We start from the raw sequence: 22,901 nt of genomic DNA, 5'->3' as shown, positions 1-22,901 counted from the left end.
AATTGTCTTTACTCTAATAAAAAAAACACGATGATCTCTGGCAAAAATGCAAACAGCGATCATCGTGTTTTGTTATTCCGTTAATGATTCAAAATTAGCTCGAACTATAGCGCCCAAATCTTTGGGCGCAATTTCCATTTGCAAGCCACGTTTACCAGCAGAAATCATGATTGTAGCAAATTTTCTAGCAGATTCGTCAATAAAAGTAGGAAATAATTTTTTCATGCCAATGGGTGAGCAGCCACCGCGAATATAGCCAGTTGTTTGTTCTAAATCTTTTAAATGTAACATTTCCACTTTCTTGTTACCGCTAGCTTTCGCTAATTTTTTCAAATCCAATTCATGATCACCGGGAATGACAGCGACAATAACCCCTGTTTTATTCCCAACTGCCACAAGTGTTTTAAAAACTTGTGCTGGATTTTGGCCCAATTTAGCAGCGACTTCATCAGCACCCAGATGATTTTCCTGCCAGTCATAAGTATATTCTTGATAAGAAATCTTTTTTTGTTCCACTAGCCGAATTGCATTTGTTTTAACAATTTTCTTCTTTGCCACGAAATATCACTCCTCTAATGACAAAGCCGCTAATATTTCCGGCATTTTGGTAATATCAATTTGACCCGGAGCAGAACTTTCTTCTAAAGCCGCAAATGTCATCACAGACCCCATCAACTCACCCGCTACCCGCGTAACTTTGCCTAAATCTCCCATAGCAATCAGTATTAAGGGCACACTTGCTAATCCTTGCATCTTTTGTGACAGCCCCATTACACGTAAAACATCTTTTAGTGAATGAGGCATCACAGCAATTTTCCCAAAATCCGCTTCAAATTGGCGCATGACACCAAGTTTCATTACCAGTTCACCATCTGCCGGAGTTTTATCAAAGTTGTGACTACTCAAAAGTAAGGCAGTTTTTTGTTTTTTTAATTGATTCAAAAAGCCGCGGCCTAAAAACTCCGCTCTTTCCAATTCCACATCGACAATATCTACTAAACCACTTTCTGCTACCGCCACATAAAGATTGTGATACTCACGTAAAGATAAATCTGCTACGCCACCTTCTTTTGCTGTCCGAAAAGTAAATAATAAAATTTTTTCTTTTAGCACCGTTCGCAGATGGGACAACACTTCTAACACTTCATTTTGCTTTTGATAATCTGTAAAATAATCCACGCGCCATTCTACCACATCACAAACAGAAGTTGCCGCAACTTGTGCCTGTCTTAATAGTCCCTGAGAATCTTCCCCAGTTAGCGGCACACAAATCTTAGGTGTTCCTTTGCCAAAGATGACATTTTTTATTGTAACTTGCATTATTTTTTCGCCCCTTTTACCTTTATATTGACTATCAATCTGCGCAAAATCTATCTTATTGGGTCACCTGATAGATTAAAACTTTTAAATAATTGCCTTCAGGAAATGCTGGGTTTACTTGAAAATCAACAGGCAAACGTTTGGTAGCCAATAGTCGATAGTCGACCTTCGCTGTTATAAACTCTTTTTCGATCATTTGCTGAAATTTTTCCAATGTAACATTTGCTGTGTTTGCCGATGCAATAATAATTCCATCATCACTTAAAATAGGAAGACTTTCAGCGATTAGCTGACCATAATTATTTTTTACTTTAAACACCTGCTTTTTATTACGAGCAAAGCTCGGTGGATCTAAAACAATCACATCGTATTTCAAATCTTTTTTTAAAGCATAAGAAAAATAATTGAAGACATCCATCACATGTATTTTTTGTGCACTTACATCTAAGCCATTCACTTCAAATTGTTCACGAGTTTTAGGTAAACTGCGCTTGGCTAAATCAACACTTGTAGTACTGCTGGCACCGCCCATTGCGGCTGCAACTGAAAAGGCACCCGTGTAGCTAAACATATTCAATAATGTTTTGCCGGCTGCTAAACCATCAACTAGTAGCCCCCGCACAGAACGCTGATCTAAAAAGATTCCTGTCATTAAGCCTTCATTTAGATATGTGGCAAAATTAACAAAATTTTCTTTAACAATTAAAGGCTCGGGGGCTATTTGACCATATAAATGAGTGGATTCAGGTAGTTCACTAATAAAGCGGATTTTTTCATAGGCTCCTAAAACTTCGGGATAAATTTCTTTAAAGGCAGCGATTATTTTCTCTTTTTCTTCATACAAAGTGTGATTATACCAAGAAAAAATGGCATAATGATCATACCATTCAATGGTAATGCCCCCAATACCATCTCCTTCACCATTAAAAAGGCGAAAGGTATTTGTAGCAGCATCGTTAAACAAAGCCTGCCGCATCCCTTTGGCCTTGGCAAAAGAACGGGCATAAAAAGCCTGATCAATTAATTCATCTTGCCAAGAAAGTACCCAGCCAATCCCTTTATTTTGTTTTCCAAGATAACCTTTGGCTAAAAAATTGCCATTTTGATCAACGAAATCCACCCAACCGGATGTTGTTTTTAAATCTGAAACAATATCATCAACTTGCACTAATGGATAGTGTTGGCGCATTTTTTTGACGCCAAATTTATTCATTTGAATTTTCATACTTTCACCTGCTCTTCTTTCAAAAAAAGTATAGCAAAAATAACAACGTTTGTCTGTCATTTCTGAAGTTAAAGAATTACTTAATTAATTGGTCTCATCGCAATTTCAATTGACAGAAAAAAAGGGGATTAGTAAAATGTAAACAGTGTACATTTTCATTTTTTCATTACAGCTTGCAAAAGCAGACTTGGAAAAGGAAGGATAAAACAGTGAAAAATATTAAAACTCCCGCTTTCTTAAATAAACGGCTGGGCTTCTTTGCATTATTAGCCGTTCTTTTTTGGGCCAAAAACATTTTTGCCTATTTTGTTGATTTCAACTTAGGCATTGAAAGTCTGCGTCAATACTTCATTTTATTTATTAATCCAATCGCAACAACATTATTCTTGTTGTCCATTGCATTATACGTGAGACGCACAAAAGCTTCTTATATAACCATGATGGTAATTTACTTTTTGATGTCGTTATTACTTTTTTCTAACGTCTCTTACTATCGTGAATTTACCGACTTTATTACAATTAATACTATGCTTGGCGCTGGTAAAGTTGCAAGCGGCTTAGGCGAAAGTGCAATCCGCTTGTTCCGCCCTTATGACTTACTCTATTTTGTTGATATTGTTGTCATTGTGGCCTTACTTTTTACCAAAAAAATCAAAATGGAAGAACGTCCAGTTCGCGCACGAATGGCCTTTGCTATTTCGACTTTATCTGTGATGATCTTCTCTGGTAACTTATTCTTAGCTGAAGTTGATCGACCAGAATTATTAACGCGAACTTTTTCTCGCGACTATTTAGTCAAATACTTAGGGATCAATGCCTTCACTGTTTACGATGGCGTACAAACCTATCAAGCTTCACAAGTCAGAGCACAAGCCAGTGCCAATGATATGAAAGAAGCCGAAAGTTACGTAAAAAGTCATTATGCCGCACCAAATAGTGAATATTTTGGTATGGCAAAGGGTAAAAATGTCATTTACATTCATTTAGAAAGTACGCAACAATTTTTAATTGACTACAAGTTAAAGGATGCTGAAGGAAAAGAACATGAAGTTATGCCTTTCATCAACAGCCTTTATCACAGTAAGAGTACGTTTAGTTTTGATAATTTCTTCCATCAAGTTAAAGCCGGTAAGACATCTGATGCAGAAACTTTAATGGATAACTCTTTATTCGGCTTGAACCAAGGTGCTTTGATGACACAATTAGGTGGTAAAAATACATTCCAATCAGCACCAAATATTTTAAATCAAACGCAAGGTTACTCTAGTGCCGTCTTCCACGGAAATGCAGGAACTTTTTGGAACCGTAATGAAACCTATAAACGTTGGGGATATCAAAATTTCTTTGATGCCTCTTACTATGATGTCAATGACAGCAACTCTTTCCAATATGGTTTACATGATAAACCATTTTTTGAACAGTCTGTCAAATACTTGGAACAATTGCAACAACCGTTTTATTCTAAATTTATCGCTGTTTCAAACCACTTCCCATATTCACAATTTACCAATGATGAAGCTGGTTTTCCAATGGCTGATACAAATGATGAAACTATTAATGGTTATTTTGCTACTGCCAACTATTTAGATCGGGCCGTAGAGGAATTCTTTAATTATTTGAAGGCAAGTGGTTTATATGATAATTCTGTTATCGTATTGTATGGTGACCACTATGGTATTTCTACTTCCCGCAATAAAAACTTAGCTGAACTTTTAGGTAAAGACAAAGAAACTTGGACAGGTTACGACGATGCGCAAATGCAACGTGTCCCTTATATGATTCACGTTCCAGGCCAATCAAAAGGTGGCATTAATCAAACCTATGGCGGCCAAGTTGATGCCCTACCGACATTGTTACATTTGTTGGGCGTAGATACGAAAAATTACATTCAGTTAGGACAAGATTTGTTCTCTAAACAGCATGAGCAGCTCGTGTCATTCCGTGATGGCGATTTTGTTACAGATAAATACACTTATTATGGCGGTACACTTTATGATAATGCAACAGGTCAAGCTATTACTGCCCCAGATGAACAATTAAAAACACAGGTCACAAAATGGAAAGAAGAAGTCAGCAAACAGCTTGCTACTTCTGATCAAATCAACAATGGAGACCTGTTGCGCTTTTACACTGGCAGCAATTTGAAAGAGTTAGATCCCGAAAAATTCAGTTATAAAAATGGACTGGATCAATTAGGCAAACAAGAAAGTAAATTAGGCAATAAATCTACAAGCATTTATTCCGAACATGGTGATAAATCAACACAAGATTTATACCAAACGAAAACCTATAAGCAATATGAAGCTGAAGGCCATAAATAAATCTTAAGCTGAAGTTCCGGTTTTTAACCGGAACTTCTTTTTTTTGCAAAAACAACTTCATACTTTGTTCAAACTCACCTCGTATAATTTCTATGAGGTGAAAAAGATGCGGACAGTTCATTATGCAGTTGCCAGTTTACGCTATCATAAAAAAATATATCTTCCTTACTTTATTGCACTCGTCATTTTGACTATCGGTATATTTTTTGCGCTGTGCTTAGTGAACTCAGCTCAAGTAGTTTATCATGGGTTACAAGATATGTTGGCGAGTAATCCCGTTAGTGAAAATAAGCAATGGGTTACACCATTACACCTTTTCTTTACGCAAATGAAAAATATTTATTTATTTTTCATGCTCGTTATCTTAACATTGTTAACTCTTTTCACTTTTCTATTTTCTGGACACACGTTTCAAAAGCGTCAGCGGGAATTACAAACATTTGTTGCTTCAGGGCGTTCGCACTTACATGTAGCATTACAAATTATTTATGAGTTTATTTTACCTGCTCTTTTAGTAATAGGCTTACTAACTTGTTTGGTGCTTATTTTCCAACCCTTTGTCCAACGTGTTTGTGAAAATGTCCATTCCCATGCGGCACAGATCATTCGTGCCAATGATTTAGCGAATTTAGATGAGGGAACACAATTTGGGATTCGTTTACCCAAAAATTATCCCCTATTGATTCGTTCTGTTTTTATTAGTAGTCGTGATTGGCTTAGTGTTTTCAGTAAAACAGCTTGGCAGACCATCGTCTTGTTATTACTTAATTTCGGAATTGGTATACCACTTGGGGCTTTGTGGGCAAAATTTCGCTTAAGTCTCAAACACTAAATCAAATTTTTTAATTATTTTTTGAAACAAGTTACTTTTTAACTAGTTTTAAAGCTCATTTATGGGAAAGGAAGTGTTTTTATGGAAAAAATTATCGCACAGCAGCATTTTAAAGTTTTTTACGGCGAGACATTAGCACAAGCACAACAAAATTTCCAGCGGGAATTACAACGTCTGACAGCTGATGTGGGTAAAATCAGTCTAACCCCGGATTTTATTCCTTATCTTTCACTAACTGACAATCTTTTGATGGGTTTTTCCAATAAGTTTTATAAACAAAAAATTACAGATCTTCCCTTGGCAAAAGAATTAGCCATCACAGATATTCTATTAAATAAAGAATTAGATAATTTAACGAGTGTGGAATTAATCCAATTACAACTTTTTCGCGCTTTATTGGCACACAATAAAATCCTCTGCTTTGAAGATATTATCTCAGCATTAAGTATTCCCGAACGCCAACAACTCTTTAGTCTTTTTCAAGATTTAATTGAAAAAGAAGACTTGGTGATTTATCTTTTAACCACTGATGAAACCTTAGTTGATAATTTGAAACAAGTTGATTTATAGTTGGAATATTTTTAAGCACAACTAAAAACCAGGAGCAAATCCCTCATTGTACAATGAGGGATTTGCTCCTGGTTTATTCTTTTGCTTCATCTGGTATTTCAACATCCGGAAAAGTAATGATAAATTTTGTTCCTTCATTTAATTGACTATCAACTTTAATGGAACCTTTGTGCAGACGAACCAATTGCTGCACAATCGGTAACCCTAGTCCTGATTCCCCAAATTTGCGATTTTTACGGGAAGGATCAGCCTTGTAATAACGGTCCCAAATATTACGCTGTTGTTCTGGACTCATGCCAATTCCTGTATCTTTGATCTCCACGATAGTTTCTAAATATCCTTTTTTCAAATTAACGTAAATATCCCCATCTTGGGTAAACTGAATGGCATTTTGGATGATATTTACAACGATTTGCACAAAACGATCGTAATCTGCATAGACTTCAATTGGCTCCGTAACATCAAAATGTAACGTATCACCAGCGGCTTCTGCTTTTGCATCTAACTGGGTTAAAATATTTTTTAATGCCTCTGTACCATTGAATTTTTTAACTACAATCGAAATTTGATTGGTACGGATTTTTTCGTAATCCAGATTTTCATTTACTAAACGAATTAATCGTTCCGTTTCATTTTTCATTAAGCGAACGGCATTTTCTTTTTGATTTTCAGGAATGGCGTTGTATTCCAAACCCTCAAGTAAACCATTAATTGTCGTTAACGGTGTCCGCATTTCGTGCGAAGCATCTGCCATAAACTGTTTACGACGCTCTTCTTGTCTTTCAATTTCCTCTTGGGATTCTTTTAATGAAACCGTCATTTTATTGAAATCGTCGGCTAACTCATCAAATTCATCTTTGTCGTGCACAGGTAATTGCACATCGAAATTTCCATTGGCAATTTCTTTGGTAGCTTTTTTCATTCGATTAATACGTCGTACCTGCATGCTGGCATAAAAGTAACTGATAATTAAGGCAATCACACTAGAAATAATGAAGCCTTTAAACAAGTTCAATGTGACTGCATTCACACTATCTGAAATGTTTTTTGCCGGCTGTGTAACAATTAATGCCCCATAGAATTCACCTTCCAAATTGAAAGGCACCATAGCATACGAGGTCACTTCTTTTTCACCAAATACATTGGTATCAGAAGTTTTTTTCTGCCGTTCTCCCGCCTTTAAAGCCGTCCACTGGCTTTCAGTAATCGAAAAATGAACGTTGGCATTATTGGGATAAGTAGACTTTCCACTTTTATTGATAAAAACAAAATTAACATCTTGTTGATTTAAGGCAAGTTCAGTAAACATCAGGGAATTATGCAAACTGTCATCTGGTGTTGTAGCACCAGCATTAGGTAATTCAGCATAGTTTTGTGCTGTTTTTGCTACCGATTCGGCATAACCAAATAATTGCCGATAATTGTTATCTTCCATCGTTTGTTTAGTCAGTTGGGTAAAAGAAATACCAACAATTAACAAAATTACGGCAATGACAACCCAAAAAGCCATTAACTGCTGATAAAGATAGCGCATTAGGCCACCCCGGAATCATCAAATTTGTAACCGACACCCCAGACCGTTTGGATAACTTGTGGTCCTACTTTTTCAATTTTTTGCCGTAATTTTTTTATATGTGCATCCACTGTGCGTTCATCCCCAAAGTACTGATAATCCCAGACTAATTCTAACAACTGTTCGCGAGAAAAAACTTGCCGTGGTTTTTTTGCCAATGTATAGAGCAAATCAAATTCTTTAGGGGTTAAACCATCAATTAAAGTATCGTCTAAGTAAGCCTCCCGCGTTTTTGTATTCATTTTGAAATGTTTGGTGACAATATCAAAGCTTTCATCGTCTTCTTTTTCTGTTGCCACATTTTCCACTAACTCACTGCGGCGATGCAAGGCTTTCATGCGAGCAATCAAGGTTAAAGGACTAAACGGTTTGGTAACGTAATCATCTGCCCCCATTTCCAAACCAATCACCTGATCACTTTCTGAATCTCTAGCAGTTAGCATAATGATTGGTACTGTCTTGGAGATTTTACGAATCTCCCGTGCCACTGCCATACCATCTAAACCAGGTAAATTCAAATCTAACGTAATCATATCCCAGTGTTCGGGTTCTGCCAAAAAAGCATCCAATCCTTCTTGACCATCGTATTGAAATGTTGCTTCCCAGCCTTCGTTTAAAAAGAACATCTGCATCATTTCTGATACAGCTTCATTATCTTCAATCATCAAAATATTCATTTTTGTCCCCTACCTTTCTGTTTCTTTTGGTGCGTGGCGGCGATCAAATCGCTGTAATAATTCTTCTGTTCCAGCAAAAACTCCAATAATCGGAAATGGAATTAAAAGCATTTCCGCAATAAAATAGTTCGTATTACCCGTTTCTTTTAGCCAAAATCCAATCAACGTACACAATAAACCGACAGCTAATAAAAAAAGGCTATTTACTTTTTGAGCATAGCGCCAATGTTCGCCGCTTTTTTTTGCTAAAACAGAGGGGTAACCATAAATTAGATTCGGTTTTTTAGCCGGAAATAAAAAGAAACAAAAGCCAATAACCAACATAATAATACCCACGTATAAGAAAATCACAACTGCTTCACTCCTTGCCCATAGTATAACTGAAATTGATAAGCAAGACCAACAACTTCACATTTTCTTCAAGTAAGCTTGCCGGTTTTTTCACCCTTTGTTAAGAAAAGATATGAAAACTTCTTCCTATCTATTCCAAAAGCAGTCCTTTTACTTATAAGAACAATAGAAATTTGTGACAACCAAAATTTAAGTCTTGTTCACTGCGATTTTTCAATTAAAATTACTAGTCAGCCTATGATTAATTTGCTACAGTAGTGATGTGAACACATAAAAAGGAGAATGATGTATGACTTATAAAGCAACCGCTTTTTTTGATTTAGACGGCACACTGCTAGATGATAAATCTCAAGTACGCCCAGAAATTGCCCAAGCTATGACGCAATTAAAAGCAAATAATATCTTACCTGTTATAGCCACTGGACGCACAGAAGTTGAAGTTGCTGCCATTATGAAAGAAGCTAATATTGACAGTGATATCATTATGAATGGTGCTTTTATCCGTGTTGCAGGCGACGTTATCTATTCAGATTTATACGATAAAGCATTAATTAAAGAGGTTTATGAAGCAGCAAAAACAAATGACGATGCTATTTCTTTTTATAATGAAAGAGAAATTTGGTGTAATGAACATAATGATTTTTTATTAGGAGCATATAATTTTATTCACACCCCTGTCCCGCCCCTTAATCCAGACGGCTACTTGACAAAACCAGTCAATATGCTCTTAATTTTAGGACAAAATAATGATGAATATTATACCTCCCGTTTTCCTCAGTTAAATTTTTATCGCAACACCCCTTTTTCACTTGATACCGTGAAAAAGACGGTTTCAAAAGGAAATGCGGTGAAACTATTACAAGAAAAACTCCAATTAACCAATATCCCCTCCTACGCTTTTGGGGATGGCCCAAATGATGTAGCGCTTTTTGAAGCTTGCGATATCAAAATTGCGATGGGAAATGGTGTCTCATTACTAAAAGAGCAAGCGGATTTTATTACAAAAAGTAATACTGACGGTGGAATTGTTCATGCTTTGAAGCACTTTGACTTAATCTAAGTAATTATAACATGAAAGCCAGACTTTTCATCGTCTGGCTTTCATGTTATAATTATTTTTGCTGTAATGCCCTATATAACGGGGACGTTACGGATTCGACAGGCATAGTTCGAGCTTGAATGGCGCTTCGTAGGTTACGACTACGTTAAAACGTTACAGTTAAATATAACTGCTAAAAACGAAAACTCTTACGCTTTAGCTGCCTAAAAACAGTTAGCGTAGATCCTCCCGGCATCACCCATGTGCTCGGGTAAGGGTCTCAAATTTAGTGGGATACGCTAAGTTTTTCCGTCTGTAAAATTTAGAAGAGATTATCAGACTAGCAAAGTAAAAAGCCTGTCCCTCGGCGTTTTACCTAGCGAATTTCAAAAGAGCGGACTATGAGCGTAGTCTTTTGGGTGGCGATGTGTTTGGACGCGGGTTCGACTCCCGCCGTCTCCATTATCTTTATCGATAATTTTAAAAAAAAAGACTGAAATCATTTAAAATGATTTCAGTCTTTTTTTGTCCATTACTTTTTACGACGTATCTTCCTGTTGTTTAGAAAAACTTCTTTGACTTTCTTTAACCTTTAATAAGAAAAAAGGAAAGCTAGTTTTTACTAGCCTTTTCTTTGTAGTGGATTTTTAACAAGACCTTAGTAAATTGCAGATCCATTTATATCAAAAATCCCCGCTTACAACAACTTTTCCTAACATATGACCTGTTTCAACATCCTTTGTGGCCAGCTTTAAATTTTCGGCATTAATGCCGGTATCATAAATTTTGCTAACAGTAGGAATCACAACTTTTTCATCTGCTAGTTTTGCAATAGTTTCTAAAGCCGCCCCTTGTGAGTCAATTTCATAGCCAAAGTCAGTTTTAGCAAACATATACTCCCAGTCAAATGAAACGGATTTGTTTTTCCACTCCGCTAGGTCCAAAGATTCGTTGATTCCTACAATCGTGCCGACATGACCAAAAGGTTTGACCAGCGGTTTAATAATCTCCAAATACTTCGTGATGTCGAACAAAACAGCAATATAGTCAAAAGTGACAGTTCCGATTTCTTTGAGTTGACTTTTAAGTTCATGATGATAATCAAGAGGATAATCAACACCAACTTTTTTCAACCAATCAAAATTTTTAGGATTTGAAGTGGCATAAACTTCTAAGCCTACCCATTTTGCTAGTTGATTTAAAATAGAACCTACTCCGCCAGCACCGTTAATTACCAAAATAGACTTTCCCTTGACAGAGTCTTTGTGAGGCATAATATTAAATTTATCAAAAAGCAATTCATAAGCAGTCAAAGAGGTTAATGGTAATGAAGCCGCTTCTTCTTTCGTCAAATTTTGAGGGGCTAAAGCGACAATCCGTTCATCTACAAGTTGATATTCTTGATTACTACCGTGTCGTGTCGTTGTGCCAGCATAAAAGACCCGATCCCCTATTTTAAAATTCTTTACTTCATGGCCCACAGCAATTACCTCACCCACAGCATCAAACCCCAACACCCGAAGCGCATTGCTTTTGGGTGCGGTTTGCCGCAATTTTGTATCGACAGGATTGACAGATAGCGCCTGCACATTAACTAATAAATCTCTTCCAACTGCTGTAGGAACTACTTCTTTGACATCAAGAAAACTTTTGGGATCTTCAATTGGTAATCCTTCAAAAAAACCAATTGCGTGCATCATTCTTGTTTCAGACATTTTCATCAACCTCCTAAGTATATTATTGAATTACATCATATATATCCCTTAATTGTTGGCGTTTTTTCTTTGGAATTTCCTGGTCTTTATAGCCAAAGCCTACCATATAAGAAACACCAAATTCTGCTGGATTGACATATCCATTTTCTGCTAAATACTGATCTACCGCTTTTTTATTAAAACCTTCAATTGGGCAACTATCGATATTTAAATAGGCTGCCGTGGTCATCATGTTGGCTAATGCAATGTAAGTTTGCTTAGACGCCCAGTCAAACAATGCCCCCTCTGAAGTTAAATCAAAATCATTTTTTTGAAAATTATTGAAGAAGATTGTTTGAGGAGAATCTGCTGCATAAGGCACTTCGAACACCTCTTCTACCATATGTTTAACATGTAAACTATCGCCTGTTAGATTCTTTCGCGCGAGGACGATTAAAAAATGGCTTGCGCCGTTTAAGCTATTGCGCGCTCCCCAAGCAATATCTTGCAGTTCGTCTTTTACTTGTTGCTTATTAACTAAGAGAAATTTCCAGGGTTCATAGCCAAATGAACTAGGCGAGAGACGCCCTGCTTCAATGATTGTTGCCCAGTCTTCTTTACTGATTTTCTTCGTTTTATCAAATACTTTTGTAGCAAAACGGCGTCTGTGAACATTTAAAATTTCTTCTCTTTTATTCATACAATTCACTCCTTATTTCGATTTAGCAGGCTTTTTTCCAATAAAAATTCGAAATAGACTATAGGGTTTTTCACGTAAATCTTTCCCGTAGTGAAAACCGGCTTGGCGTTGCAATTGATTGCTAGTAAAATACAGATACTCATCTGGACTGATTGAAAGTGTGTCGGGCCATAATATCCGTGAATCATGAGCGATAGTCTCCATAGTACCGTCCGGATAAATTGCTCGAATGCTGTTATTTTCATAATCTCCAGCATAAATCGTACCATCGATTGCTGTAATCATTCCATCAGAAGCCCCTTTTTCTCCCCAATCTTTAACATAAGATTCTAGTGCTTCATCTGCTACTAAAGGATCAAAAATAAGATCTGTTTTGATGGAATAAAGATGACGACTTGACAGCGGACTATAATAAAGTACGTCGCCATCAGGTGATAATGCAATTCCGTCAGCCGCGACTTGCCATGGGGCGGTTTTCCCATCTTTTGTACGGTTCATCAAAATTTCCCCTTCAACTTTTGGAATAAAATTAGAATCCACAGCCGTTGAAGGTGTTCCATCTAATATTCGAAAGGCGTTCCCAGTATCCAACTCAACCACGATGATGGCACCGGGTCCTGTAATGGAAGAATCGGTAATATAAGCCACGCCTTCTTTGCCACGACGAAGATCAATACGTACGTCATTTAAATAAGTCGAATCCAATACTACGTCCTGCGAAAAGGTATAAACACGTCGAATAGTGTTGCTAGCTAAATCCACCGCTACCAACTTCGCAGCACCTTCAATCGGTACCTCAAAATTTGGTGCCGCTGTATCTAGAACCCATAAAGTTCCTTGTCCATCAGCCACAATACTTTGAACACTCAAAAAACTTTTTTCGGGTTTTGTTGCATCAAAGGTATTGGCTTCTTTACTAGGATAAGCAAGCAACTGACCATCAACAATTTCTACAACGGTAGCTTGAACATTATCGCCCCATTCAGGAAAATTGATAAAAACTCTTCCTTCCTCACTCACACTCACACCAGTAGGCATTTCTTCATAAAATGCGTGTACTTGTTCTAATTGACCCCAATTTTTTTCTTTCGCTATCTCCATCATAATCCTCTTCCTTTCATTTAGCACCTAATAGAATCCTTATTAGTAAGTAATCTGATTTGAAACTTGACAAGTTCTCATTTGTACAGCCATCATAAAACCAAGGATGATAAATGTAAATTAGGGAATTTTTTTATACCTCAAATTTTGAATTATCACTTAATTGCAATTTTAGAAGTTAAAATAATAGACGCATATATTTGATTGTGATAAAAAAGGTGATATAAAAAATACTCGTTTTTCTAAAGGAGGATAAGAATGCAACGCAAAATTTATAACTGTGTCGAAGGTTGCTCTGTTGAGTCAACCCTGCAGCTAATTTCGGGAAGATGGAAAAGTGTTTTGTTGTATCATATGATTTATGGTGGGGATTACCGTTACAATGAATTGCAAAAAAAGATTCCGGGCATTACACGGAGAATGCTTTCATTGCAATTAAAAGATTTGGAAAACGATGGCTTGATTGTCCGTCAAGTTATTCAAGAAAAGCCACTGATGGTCTCATATCGCATTACCGAATACGGTGAATCTTTAAAACCGATCATCTCTATGTTGCAGCAATGGGGAGACCATTATAATCAGTTAAATAAAGGGCAGTTAGAAGAAGAGAACCTGCTTAATAAGTAGAAGCTTTCCTGTTTTTATTCCATAGTAGTCTAAACAAAAACTAGTCCCAGCTTGTACACTTCATTTTAATTAATCCCTTTTTTTAATTTTTTCTATCGATTTTTCGATATTTTTTTGGCTGTTATTTTTTTGTCATTTTTGTCTTAAATCTCCTCAAACTGTAAAAAAAGTTCATCATCATGTAATAGCCGCTCATGTTAAAATTTGACAAAGGAGGTTTTCGCTTTGGAAAAACTATTTTTTGCACCTTTTAACTGGCTTTATGCGCTATTATCTTGAAATAGAAAATGCTTCAAAAAGCAGCGGCAATTTACCAGCTACTTTTTGAAGCATTTTTGATTTTTAGATTCCTGTTTTTTCTAAAAATCTTTTACCTCTTAACTAAAGAAACATTCTACTTCTGCTTTTCCATATACTTCTGAATATTTCACAACTACTTTTCCAAAGCGTTCTTGAATTTCATCATGATCAACCAAATCATATTTTTCAACGCTTAATACCAAACAATTTTCTAACTTTTTCACAACTTCGCCAATCACCCGACGTTGTAACCCCACTGGTTTGCATTCGTATACGTGTCCTAAATTAATATTATCTTTATTCATCGCGACTCCTTTTATAACCGTTTTTTAATTATTTTGTAATATAAATATATCATTATTTAATGTTGTTGCCAAGTATTTTTAACAAAAAATCAAAAAAAAGCTGAACGACTCGAGCAGCTTTCAAGTAAGACGATAAAATTTTAATAAATTGCTCTTCTAAATTATCAAAATTTCCGCTTATGGCTATAGAGAGTTTATTGGCAGACTAAATACTAATGACATTGATATATCGATTCTATCCTCTGTAGAAAACATCAATTTCTTTACCTACAAAAAAAGTGCTGACATTTTGTCAGCACAGGTTTATTTCATTAGTAATTGCGCATATTCTTCTAAAAATTTTTGATCAATTTCATCATAACTATCTGTTTTACTACTATCTAAATCTAGAACACCAATTAATTCGTCATTCTTTACTAAGGGTACAACAATTTCTGACATTGCTGCTGAGTCACAAGAAATATAATTTTCATACTCTTTGACATTGCCGACAATCACAGTTTGACGTCTTTGGGCGCTTTCCCCACAAACTCCTTTACCCATTTGGATACGGGTACAAGAAACACGTCCTTGAAAAGGCCCTAAAATTAACTGATTTTCTTTAAAAAGATAGTAGCCAGAAAAGACAGTATCGGGAAATGTTTCTTTTAATAGTGCTGATGAGTTCGCCAAATTTGCAAGTAAGTCATCTTCAATTTCAAGTAATCCTTTTTGTTGTAACAATAATAATTCATAAGCAGCTGTTTTTTCTTCTTTTGTAAAAGCCACACGCATCACCTCTTGGTGGGATTATACTCCAAACTGTTATGAAATGCTGCTATAAAATGAGAAGAATTACAAAAATTTTAGCAAACGCAATTTGTGACAGTTTTCAAAATTTTGTGTAGGATAAGCTAGGAGGTATGTACATGAAAAAATGGATTAAAATATTTTTAGCACTCATTAGCATTTTTCTTTTCGTCATAGTGGGTTACTTGGGGTATGTATTTTTAAGTTATCATCGTCTCCCTGATAATCAAAATTTGGCGGTTAAAACACAACAGGTCGGTAAATTAGAAACTGGTAAGCAGTATCGGGCTTTAACATACAATATTGGTTATGCTTCTTATCCCCCAACATATAGTTTTTTCATGGATGGTGGTACCCAGTCGCGGGCTGATAGTAAAGGGATTGTATATCGCAATCTGGGTGGGATAACTAAAACAGTAAAAAGTCAAAACCCTGATTTGATTTTCTATCAAGAAGTTGATGAAAATGGAGATCGCTCCTATCATGTCAATGAAGTGAGTTTTTTACAACAAAAATTTGGGAATTATAATTCGGTTTATGGCGTAAATTATGACTCTCCCTATCTCTTTTATCCTTTCACTAAGCCCATTGGGAAAACAAAATCTGGGTTAGTGACATTAAGTAAGAGCTCTTTAACCAGCGTTAAACGTTATCAACTGCCTATTGATAGCGGTGTGACCAAAATTCTTGATTATGATCGCGCCTTTACAGTCGCAAGAACACCGGTTAAAAACGGCAAAGATTTGGTGGTGATTAATATCCATCTCTCAGCTTATACCAAAAATAAGGCTGTTCAAACGGCACAATTAAAAAAACTAACGGATTTTTTAAGCAAGGAATACCAAAAAGACAACTACGTTTTAGTTGCAGGAGACTTTAATCATGATATTTTAGGAAATGCACCGTTTGTTTTTGGTACGAGCAAAGAACCTTTAACTTGGACACATCCTTTTCCCAAAAATCAATTACCATCAGGATTTCATATTCCTACAGAAAATTTAGCAACTGCTAAAATTCCTTCTGCACGAAACTTAAATGAAGCTTATCAAAAAGGAAAAACCTTTGTCACTTTAATAGATGGCTTTATCGTATCAGATAATATTGCGGTCAAAAAAGTAGCTGTAGTAGACACAGGATTTGACTATTCCGATCACAATCCTGTTACCTTAGATTTTCAATTAGAATAAGCAAAAAAAGCGTGAAATTCAATAAGAACTTCACGCTTTTTCTTTGATTTTAAGACATCGAACTGTTGACTTCCTTTTTTTCAATTAGTTCACTCACTTTTTCTTGAATCAAAAATGTATTTTGCCAAGACAAATAAGAATCAATATGAAGCACCGGTATTGCATTACTCATTTTTAAATCTTCGGTAGTTAAAATTAAATCATAAGCATCAAAACTATCCCAAATAGCCTTTTCTTCTTGATTTCCTTCTATAATTTCAAAACTACCGTATATTGTTTTCTTTATTTGCATTGCCAAATAGTTTTCAGCAGTAGGCGATAGACTGGAGAGTAATAAAATTTTGATTTTCTGCTGACCTAATGCTATGCGTTCCATCCAATCCGGTACAGAGGTTAATAACCAATATACATAAGCAATTACAAAGTCTTTTTCCAAATAAAAATAGTATTGCGTCGCAACTGATTCTACTAATTTTGTAATTTTGGCAACCCCTAATGGATAACTTTTCGCCATTGCTAAAACAAAATCTTCTTTATTTAAGTGAAGAATATTGATACACGTTCCTGCTGTTGCATATAAAAAAGAAGAATTTTGCAAGGTACAAATAAGCTGCACTTGCTCTTTTGGCGTTAATGGTCGGATAAAGAGGTCATTCAATTGTTTCACGAGTTCTTCATGAATATCAAAATGTATTTTACTCCGTTCGTTATTTGCTAAGGCATATTCCAATTGATTATCACTAAAAATCAAACTATCACTGTATAAAAGCCAAAGCGAATCTTGGCAGTTTCTTATATCATAGGACACCCCAAAAGTCTCCTTCACGATATCTCGGCATTCAAAGAAAACTTCATCTGTAGGCAGCTGGATAAAATTATTTTGTAATTGCCATTTTGAAAAATGATGATGATTCTTTATGCGCCATAAACTAATGTATAAATTATAAACTAAACGATGAATAAAAATGTGTTTAGCGGGAAAATTATTTTTTTCCAAAAAAGCTTTCACAAAGTCAATGAGTACGCTTTGATGACTCTCAGCTATAGTTGGCAAACAAATTTCTCTTTGCAAGTTCTTTTCAGAAAAATAGCGATAATACAGCTGCCTAATCACACTTTCTTTACCTTCTAATCGTAAAGGACGATGTTTTAGTTCAATTTCAGCTTCTTTTAGCACAGTTTGAATCTTCTTTAAGTAACGTTGGGTATTGGAAACACTCAAATACAATTCGCTAGCTAAATCCGTAATATTTTCATGTTGCTCGTAAAGCAATGCTTCAAAAATTTGAAACTCAGCTGAACGTTGTAAAAATTCAGAATATAAGCGACTAATTGGCGCCGATTTTTGCATCTTAAGCTGGTATAAGCCTTTATATTTCGCAATTTGTGAAATGTCTTGTTCTTCATTAACCAAACGAATATCATTCAATAAAACAGGTAATGAACATTGCAATTCTTTCATCAACTGATCGGCCGGTAGCCCTTGTTTATTTGCATAGAGTAATTCTAACAATTGTAAATGTCGTAACATACTTTTATTTAATAATGTTCTCAAATTCATCAAATCGCCCCTGACCATATTTATTTCTATTTACTTTCTCATCTCAGATTAGCAAAATACGATCATTTTTCAATCATCCTGTATCCAAATATTAAAAGAACCCCCATTTATGAGATTTCCATTCCAACAAAAAAAAGCCATTGAACGGCACCAAACCAAAAATGGAAGTAACTTTCATTTGGGTTTGGTACTTGATTCATCAGGCTTTTAACAACTAAATGGCTCTTAAAGTTAAACTTTCTACTAAACTATTTAATTGTAACATTAATTTATTTTCTTGCTTCACTTCCAAGAAACGACGATGGGTCATCACACTACCAACAAGAAGTAAAAAATACTGCTCTTGGAGCTGTCTTTGTTCTTTTTCCTCCAGATGACATAATTGGGGATCTGATTGAATCAGCTCGCAAAAAAATTGTTGTGAAATATCTTGAATAGCAGTACAAGTTGTATTTTTCTTTTTCGGATGAAAAAAGATATGTAAAAATAAGTCATAACATTTCTGGTTGTAAATAACAAAATGTTGGGCAAAATCCGCTAAGACTTTGGGATTTTGAAACTCTTTTTGAAAGTCTTGATGGAGTTTTACGTAATAATTGGCTACAAGCGCCTGTTTAAGATCTCGGATTGAATCAAATTGTTTATAAATTGGTTGCGTGCTCATTTTCATATAATCAGCCAAATTACGGGTCGTCAGTTCATCAAAGCCATATGTCTGAACAAATTTTGCGGCTTTATCTAGGATCATTTTTTTCGTAAATTTTGTTTTTCTCATATAACTCCCCCTTATCTAATAAAATTTTAACAATTTATATGAAATAAAAGTTTTGATTTTTTTTACACCTCTGTAAAAAAATAGAAAAAGACGGCCGTTTTATTTCCAAAATACCTAACAAAAACCCCTTCACAATGACATTTGTGAAGGGGTTTACTTTTAACCAAGATGGCCTATTTTCATTTGCTGGTTTTTAACATAACGTAAAATTTCTTGAATATTTAATTCGGGATGAGAAACATTGATATAAAACAGCTGTTCATATTGGATTAAATCGCCTATCTCATAATTACTTAATACAATATCAAATTCACTATCCCGGTTCCACGCAGTAGCATACAAATTGGGATACTTGTTGAGTTCATATAAATAATAATTTGTCATTTGACGAGCTAATAATTGATTTCCTACATAATAAATCCCAACGCGATACAAAGCTTCTTTTTCTTCCTGTAAATAAAGAAAGGCGCGGCCCAGATCCCCTTTTAACGGATCTTTAATTTTTTGATGATTAAACAGCTCGGGAAAGTTAGTTTCTAAAGCCAAAACAATTTTATCAAACTGATTTTTTTGATTGATCGCATCCAACTCATCTAAATAGCGATTAAAAAAGATTGTTTGATCCATCATAATGTGTCCTTTTAACAAAATGTTTTGCCAAATCGATTTAAGTACATTGTAGACAATATAATCATTTTGCGTCGCTGAAACTTCTGATAAAGCTAAAAAGGATTGAACAAAGCGATAACTTATAAAATTATTGCACCGACCTAATTCATTTAACTCTCTAAATAATAAAGAATCAGAAGATGAAAAATGATGACTCATGAAAAAACAAACCAAGCGACTGACTTCAGTATCATAGTGGGCAGGAAAATAAACCAAGTGTTTTTGGCATAAATTTTTCAAAATTGTAAAACTTTTTATTCCACGGATACCCGCTACAAAACTTTGGCGGTTTCCTAAATTGCGGATTTCTTCCACAAACTCTGCTTCGTTAGAAAAACGATCTTTTTGCCCTTCTGTACGAATTTTTACCACCCATAAATATAATGTTAATTCATGTAAAAAGCAGTGATTAACTCGAATCTCCAGTAATTCTTCCAAGTCTGTAATAAAGGCTACTGGTAATAACTGCGTTTGCAGATGCTCAATTTTTTCGACGGGAAGTGTATGGAAAAATAAAGAACTAAAAAAATGACGAATTTGGATTTCTGAACCATGGATTTGGTTATTTTTTATCACTAAATCAAACTCAGCTAGCAATTTATTTAACTCTCTTATTTCAGCATAATAAGTTGCTATACTTAGTCCATTGGAATCACAAAAATAGTTCACATTCACATTTTCTTGAAAAAAGATTTCTTTTAAGATTTTATATTTGCGCGAATACAGCATCAAATATCTTGTCATAAAGCTTAAATTTTGCGTTAAATCAATATGTAGCTGGTATTCGTGGTTCGACGTCGTCAGTTGAAAACCAGACATATTTTTAAAAATTTCTTGAATATCTGCCACTAATTTTAACAAAGTGGGTCTCGTTAATGCCAGTTTTTGTGAAACCTCTTTTTTGGTGGCATGATTTCCTTTTTGGGTAAGATAGCGGAGAAACTCCATAATTTTTTTGTCCCAATCATTTAGAAGTTCTCTTCTGTACATGGTATAACCTCTTCTCTAGTCTTAAATTGACGACACGTAACTCCCTGGTCAATTCAAAACAAGGTCATTATAACATAGCAACTAAAACAAAATTTCTAAAAATTGATAAAAAAGAAGAAATATCGTAATATTTTTAGCAAAAAAAGCTTAAAAAATTGGTTTATGTCAAAATTATTAAGAAGATAAATTCCTATATTTTGCTTTTTCGAAGAATATCTTTCTAAAATGCTTAAAAAGACTACCTCCATAAAAAGGTAGATTGCTTCGACTCGACTGGGGAGAATTCTAAAGTATTTGTGAAACAATACTAAAAATATCATTTCATGATGGCTTTGTCTGCTCAAAAATATTATTAATCCTTAGTAAAATTGATTATTTTATTTTTCGCTAGAAAAATATAAAAATATGTGTGAAACATTTTTATCAAAAAAATAAGGTTTTGAAGTTTTAAAAAATTAGTTTTTTCGTCTAATTTTTTTACCTTCAAAACCTTATTTTCTTACTATGCTTGTGTATCAATAACAGCCTCTGGATTTTCTAATACATTGCGATCGATTTCTTTAATTCTAGTGGAAGTCACAATTCCAGCGACCATTGCATCGCTAACATTAATTGCAGTTCGTGCCATATCAATTAGCGGTTCTACAGAAATAACTAATCCAACAATGGCAATTGGGAGATTCAGCGCACCTAAAACAATTAAAGAAGCAAATGTCGCTCCACCCCCGACACCTGCAACGCCAAATGAACTAATGGTTACTACTGCCACCAGCATTAAGACAAATTGCAAACTGAAGATATCTATACCCGCACTCGGCGCAACAATTGTTGCTAACATCGCAGGATAAACACCGGCACATCCATTTTGGCCGATAGATATCCCAAAACTAGCAGCAAAGTTAGCTGTAGCGTCATCCACACCAAAAGCCTTGGTTTGTGTTTCAATATTTAACGGCATCGCGCCAGCTGAGGAACGAGAAGTAAAAGCAAAACTTAAAACTGGCAATGCTTTTTTCAAATAAGTCATCGGACTAACTTTGACAAAACTTAAGACTAAAAGATGAAGGAGCATTACTACAATTAAAGCACTATATGAAGCGAGGATAAATTTACCTAAATTGACAATTGCAGCAAAATTACTTGATGCTAAAACATTTGTCATCAAAGCAAAAACGCCATATGGTGTCAAACGTAAAACCAACGTTACAATTCGCATTACAATTTTATAAAGACTATCCATTAATTTTGCAAAAAAATCTGCTTCTTTTGGTGCTTTTCTCTTCACGCCAAGATACGCCACTCCCACAAAAGCAGAGAAGATAACAACTCCAATTGTACTTGTAGCTCTAGTACCGGCTAAATCAGCAAATACATTTGTAGGAATAAAGGACAATATTTGTTGCGGAATGGATAAGTTTTGTACTTGTGTCTGACGTTCTGCCAACTCCGCTATCCGTGCTGATTCGGCTGCACCTTGTGTGAAAGAAGCGCCATCCAGATTGAACAAAACAATACTTGTATATCCGATTAAAGCAGCAACTGCTGTTGTTGCGAGTAGAGTTGCCAAAACAGTAAAACTGATTTTTCCTAATTTATTGCTTTCTTTCATCCGTGTAAATGCACAAACGATCGAAACAAAAACAAGTGGCATAACCAGCATCTGTAAGAGACTGACATAACCATTCCCGACAATTTGAATCCATTCCAAAGCGCCAGTTACAACCGCATCTTTTGTACCAAAGACTAATTGTAGTGCTCCGCCAAAAAGAATACCGACAAAAAGTGCTACAAAAACGCGAGTTGAAAATTTCAAGTGTTTTTGCTGTTGTCGCCAAAAAACATAAAGCAACGCAGCAAACACTACCAATACAGCAATAATTAATAAAGTCGTCATCATATACCCCCAAATAATTCCATTAACATCACGTTAAGATTCATCTTTTTTCTTTTTTAAAAGAAATCCGATTTACTTATTATAAGTTAGTTTACTTTATCTGTCTTTTATTATGACTTATGAAAGCGTATCGATTTTCAGATGGCGGATATGCAACCTTGTATTGCTCTTTTGAAAAAAGTATCACGATAGAAAAGCGCTTCTCTATTTACAACCAATACGCTAAATGGAGAAGCAAAAGCTGCATAAAAAATGCAACGGATGGTTTAACTCTCAAGCAATAAGATGAAAATTTTGATAAATTGTCTTTCAAATTTCTTAAAATTTTAGCTTATTGTCGTAGAGAGTTTGTTCATAAAGCTAGACATCAAGAATCTGGCTAAATCAGTCTTATCCCTTGT

21 protein-coding genes and 1 other RNA gene are annotated in these 22,901 nt (G+C 35.2%); 7 read left to right on the top strand and 15 right to left on the bottom strand.

The window, feature by feature from the left end; translation table 11 throughout:
- Nucleotides 1–72 precede the first annotated feature (72 nt).
- From ybaK to RK01_RS02035, 3 genes are read right to left on the bottom strand one after another with little or no spacing between them, the layout of a single operon-like run.
- A complete protein-coding gene (ybaK, locus tag RK01_RS02045) occupies nucleotides 73–558 on the bottom strand; it encodes a Cys-tRNA(Pro) deacylase (protein WP_016171643.1) in 486 nt (161 codons plus the stop codon).
- A 6-nt stretch (nucleotides 559–564) separates the two neighbouring features.
- A complete protein-coding gene (gene aroD / locus RK01_RS02040) occupies nucleotides 565–1,320 on the bottom strand; it encodes a type I 3-dehydroquinate dehydratase (protein ID WP_016171642.1) in 756 nt (251 codons plus the stop codon).
- Nucleotides 1,321–1,375: 55 nt separating this feature from the next.
- Nucleotides 1,376–2,545, bottom strand: a complete 1,170-nt coding sequence (locus tag RK01_RS02035) for a class I SAM-dependent rRNA methyltransferase (RefSeq protein ID WP_016171641.1) — start codon at nucleotides 2,543–2,545, stop codon at nucleotides 1,376–1,378.
- A 209-nt stretch (nucleotides 2,546–2,754) separates the two neighbouring features.
- On the opposite strand from RK01_RS02035, the gene RK01_RS02030 reads away from it, so the two are divergent.
- The 3 genes from RK01_RS02030 to RK01_RS02020 all read left to right on the top strand — a co-directional run bounded on the left by RK01_RS02030 (nucleotide 2,755) and on the right by RK01_RS02020 (nucleotide 6,268).
- Entirely contained in the window at nucleotides 2,755–4,866 is a 2,112-nt protein-coding gene (locus tag RK01_RS02030) for an LTA synthase family protein (protein WP_016171640.1), read from the top strand.
- Between the two features lie 106 nt (nucleotides 4,867–4,972).
- Nucleotides 4,973–5,698 (top strand): FtsX-like permease family protein, encoded by a 726-nt coding sequence (locus tag RK01_RS02025; protein WP_016171639.1) that lies wholly within the window; start codon nucleotides 4,973–4,975, stop codon nucleotides 5,696–5,698.
- Nucleotides 5,699–5,779: 81 nt separating this feature from the next.
- Entirely contained in the window at nucleotides 5,780–6,268 is a 489-nt protein-coding gene (locus RK01_RS02020; RefSeq protein WP_016171638.1) for a hypothetical protein, read from the top strand.
- A 73-nt stretch (nucleotides 6,269–6,341) separates the two neighbouring features.
- Here RK01_RS02020 and RK01_RS02015 read toward each other — a convergent pair whose 3' ends face one another.
- Genes RK01_RS02015 through RK01_RS02005 form a run of 3 tightly spaced genes read right to left on the bottom strand, consistent with a single transcriptional unit; the run spans nucleotide 6,342 to nucleotide 8,869 of the window.
- Complete coding sequence (locus RK01_RS02015) at nucleotides 6,342–7,802, bottom strand: sensor histidine kinase (RefSeq protein WP_016171637.1); 1,461 nt, start codon at nucleotides 7,800–7,802, stop codon at nucleotides 6,342–6,344.
- A complete protein-coding gene (locus tag RK01_RS02010; RefSeq protein ID WP_016171636.1) occupies nucleotides 7,802–8,518 on the bottom strand; it encodes a response regulator transcription factor in 717 nt (238 codons plus the stop codon). The genes RK01_RS02015 and RK01_RS02010 overlap by 1 nt, the downstream gene beginning before the upstream one ends.
- 9 nt (nucleotides 8,519–8,527) lie before the next feature.
- Nucleotides 8,528–8,869, bottom strand: a complete 342-nt coding sequence (locus RK01_RS02005; RefSeq protein ID WP_016171635.1) for an SdpI family protein — start codon at nucleotides 8,867–8,869, stop codon at nucleotides 8,528–8,530.
- A 289-nt stretch (nucleotides 8,870–9,158) separates the two neighbouring features.
- Between RK01_RS02005 and RK01_RS02000 the strand changes: the two genes are divergently transcribed.
- Both RK01_RS02000 and ssrA read left to right on the top strand, forming a co-directional pair.
- Nucleotides 9,159–9,929, top strand: coding sequence for a Cof-type HAD-IIB family hydrolase (locus RK01_RS02000; RefSeq protein WP_016171634.1), 771 nt, complete (start codon nucleotides 9,159–9,161; stop codon nucleotides 9,927–9,929).
- Between the two features lie 80 nt (nucleotides 9,930–10,009).
- Nucleotides 10,010–10,373, top strand: a transfer-messenger RNA (tmRNA) gene (gene ssrA, locus RK01_RS13435).
- A gap of 218 nt (nucleotides 10,374–10,591) precedes the next feature.
- Here the strand turns inward: ssrA and RK01_RS01995 are convergent.
- From RK01_RS01995 to RK01_RS01985, 3 genes are read right to left on the bottom strand one after another with little or no spacing between them, the layout of a single operon-like run.
- Nucleotides 10,592–11,623 carry a zinc-binding alcohol dehydrogenase family protein gene (locus RK01_RS01995; RefSeq protein ID WP_016171633.1) on the bottom strand — a complete coding sequence of 344 codons (1,032 nt, stop codon included), beginning with the start codon at nucleotides 11,621–11,623 and terminating at the stop codon, nucleotides 10,592–10,594.
- A 22-nt stretch (nucleotides 11,624–11,645) separates the two neighbouring features.
- On the bottom strand, nucleotides 11,646–12,302 hold the full coding sequence (locus tag RK01_RS01990; RefSeq protein ID WP_016171632.1) for an NAD(P)H-dependent oxidoreductase: 657 nt from the start codon (nucleotides 12,300–12,302) through the stop codon (nucleotides 11,646–11,648).
- Nucleotides 12,303–12,314: 12 nt separating this feature from the next.
- Nucleotides 12,315–13,403, bottom strand: coding sequence for an L-dopachrome tautomerase-related protein (locus tag RK01_RS01985; RefSeq protein ID WP_016171631.1), 1,089 nt, complete (start codon nucleotides 13,401–13,403; stop codon nucleotides 12,315–12,317).
- Between the two features lie 258 nt (nucleotides 13,404–13,661).
- On the opposite strand from RK01_RS01985, the gene RK01_RS01980 reads away from it, so the two are divergent.
- Nucleotides 13,662–14,030 carry a winged helix-turn-helix transcriptional regulator gene (locus RK01_RS01980; protein WP_016171630.1) on the top strand — a complete coding sequence of 123 codons (369 nt, stop codon included), beginning with the start codon at nucleotides 13,662–13,664 and terminating at the stop codon, nucleotides 14,028–14,030.
- Between the two features lie 377 nt (nucleotides 14,031–14,407).
- Here the strand turns inward: RK01_RS01980 and RK01_RS01975 are convergent, their stop codons facing one another.
- On the bottom strand, nucleotides 14,408–14,635 hold the full coding sequence (locus RK01_RS01975) for a hypothetical protein (RefSeq protein WP_016171629.1): 228 nt from the start codon (nucleotides 14,633–14,635) through the stop codon (nucleotides 14,408–14,410).
- Nucleotides 14,636–14,938: 303 nt separating this feature from the next.
- Entirely contained in the window at nucleotides 14,939–15,409 is a 471-nt protein-coding gene (locus RK01_RS01970; RefSeq protein ID WP_034864595.1) for a GAF domain-containing protein, read from the bottom strand.
- Between the two features lie 134 nt (nucleotides 15,410–15,543).
- Here RK01_RS01970 and RK01_RS01965 point away from each other — a divergent pair, with 134 nt between their 5' ends.
- A complete protein-coding gene (locus RK01_RS01965; RefSeq protein ID WP_016171627.1) occupies nucleotides 15,544–16,611 on the top strand; it encodes an endonuclease/exonuclease/phosphatase family protein in 1,068 nt (355 codons plus the stop codon).
- 49 nt (nucleotides 16,612–16,660) lie between these two features.
- On the opposite strand, the gene RK01_RS01960 is transcribed toward RK01_RS01965, so the two are convergent.
- The 4 genes from RK01_RS01960 to RK01_RS01945 form a co-directional block, all read right to left on the bottom strand.
- The gene (locus RK01_RS01960; RefSeq protein ID WP_016171626.1) at nucleotides 16,661–18,172 is read right to left on the bottom strand and encodes an AcpB/EbpR/MafR family transcriptional regulator; all 1,512 of its coding nucleotides are present in this window, start codon (nucleotides 18,170–18,172) and stop codon (nucleotides 16,661–16,663) included.
- Nucleotides 18,173–18,386: 214 nt separating this feature from the next.
- The gene (locus tag RK01_RS01955) at nucleotides 18,387–18,947 is read right to left on the bottom strand and encodes a TetR/AcrR family transcriptional regulator (protein WP_016171625.1); all 561 of its coding nucleotides are present in this window, start codon (nucleotides 18,945–18,947) and stop codon (nucleotides 18,387–18,389) included.
- Between the two features lie 159 nt (nucleotides 18,948–19,106).
- Complete coding sequence (locus tag RK01_RS01950) at nucleotides 19,107–20,606, bottom strand: helix-turn-helix domain-containing protein (RefSeq protein ID WP_016171624.1); 1,500 nt, start codon at nucleotides 20,604–20,606, stop codon at nucleotides 19,107–19,109.
- Nucleotides 20,607–21,108: 502 nt separating this feature from the next.
- Entirely contained in the window at nucleotides 21,109–22,500 is a 1,392-nt protein-coding gene (locus RK01_RS01945) for an L-cystine transporter (RefSeq protein ID WP_016171623.1), read from the bottom strand.
- Between the last annotated feature and the right edge of the window lie 401 nt (nucleotides 22,501–22,901).

The sequence above is a fragment of the Enterococcus dispar ATCC 51266 genome, assembly GCF_000406945.1.
Lineage (GTDB): Bacteria > Bacillota > Bacilli > Lactobacillales > Enterococcaceae > Enterococcus_C > Enterococcus_C dispar.
The sequence above is the reverse complement of the archived record's forward strand: the minus strand, read 5'-3'. Positions and strand labels throughout refer to the sequence as shown.

Bases quoted from the DNA above. Each gene is read 5' to 3' on its own strand.
- aroD (WP_016171642.1), bottom strand. From the start codon at position 1,320: ATGCAAGTTACAATAAAAAATGTCATCTTTGGCAAAGGAACACCTAAG.
- RK01_RS02035 (WP_016171641.1), bottom strand. From the start codon at position 2,545: ATGAAAATTCAAATGAATAAATTTGGCGTCAAAAAAATGCGCCAACAC.
- RK01_RS02025 (WP_016171639.1), top strand. From the start codon at position 4,973: ATGCGGACAGTTCATTATGCAGTTGCCAGTTTACGCTATCATAAAAAA.
- RK01_RS02020 (WP_016171638.1), top strand. From the start codon at position 5,780: ATGGAAAAAATTATCGCACAGCAGCATTTTAAAGTTTTTTACGGCGAG.
- RK01_RS02015 (WP_016171637.1), bottom strand. From the start codon at position 7,802: ATGCGCTATCTTTATCAGCAGTTAATGGCTTTTTGGGTTGTCATTGCC.
- RK01_RS02010 (WP_016171636.1), bottom strand. From the start codon at position 8,518: ATGAATATTTTGATGATTGAAGATAATGAAGCTGTATCAGAAATGATG.
- RK01_RS02000 (WP_016171634.1), top strand. From the start codon at position 9,159: ATGACTTATAAAGCAACCGCTTTTTTTGATTTAGACGGCACACTGCTA.
- RK01_RS01995 (WP_016171633.1), bottom strand. From the start codon at position 11,623: ATGTCTGAAACAAGAATGATGCACGCAATTGGTTTTTTTGAAGGATTA.
- RK01_RS01990 (WP_016171632.1), bottom strand. From the start codon at position 12,302: ATGAATAAAAGAGAAGAAATTTTAAATGTTCACAGACGCCGTTTTGCT.
- RK01_RS01985 (WP_016171631.1), bottom strand. From the start codon at position 13,403: ATGGAGATAGCGAAAGAAAAAAATTGGGGTCAATTAGAACAAGTACAC.
- RK01_RS01980 (WP_016171630.1), top strand. From the start codon at position 13,662: ATGCAACGCAAAATTTATAACTGTGTCGAAGGTTGCTCTGTTGAGTCA.
- RK01_RS01975 (WP_016171629.1), bottom strand. From the start codon at position 14,635: ATGAATAAAGATAATATTAATTTAGGACACGTATACGAATGCAAACCA.
- RK01_RS01970 (WP_034864595.1), bottom strand. From the start codon at position 15,409: ATGCGTGTGGCTTTTACAAAAGAAGAAAAAACAGCTGCTTATGAATTA.
- RK01_RS01965 (WP_016171627.1), top strand. From the start codon at position 15,544: ATGAAAAAATGGATTAAAATATTTTTAGCACTCATTAGCATTTTTCTT.
- RK01_RS01960 (WP_016171626.1), bottom strand. From the start codon at position 18,172: ATGAATTTGAGAACATTATTAAATAAAAGTATGTTACGACATTTACAA.
- RK01_RS01955 (WP_016171625.1), bottom strand. From the start codon at position 18,947: ATGAGAAAAACAAAATTTACGAAAAAAATGATCCTAGATAAAGCCGCA.
- RK01_RS01950 (WP_016171624.1), bottom strand. From the start codon at position 20,606: ATGTACAGAAGAGAACTTCTAAATGATTGGGACAAAAAAATTATGGAG.
- RK01_RS01945 (WP_016171623.1), bottom strand. From the start codon at position 22,500: ATGACGACTTTATTAATTATTGCTGTATTGGTAGTGTTTGCTGCGTTG.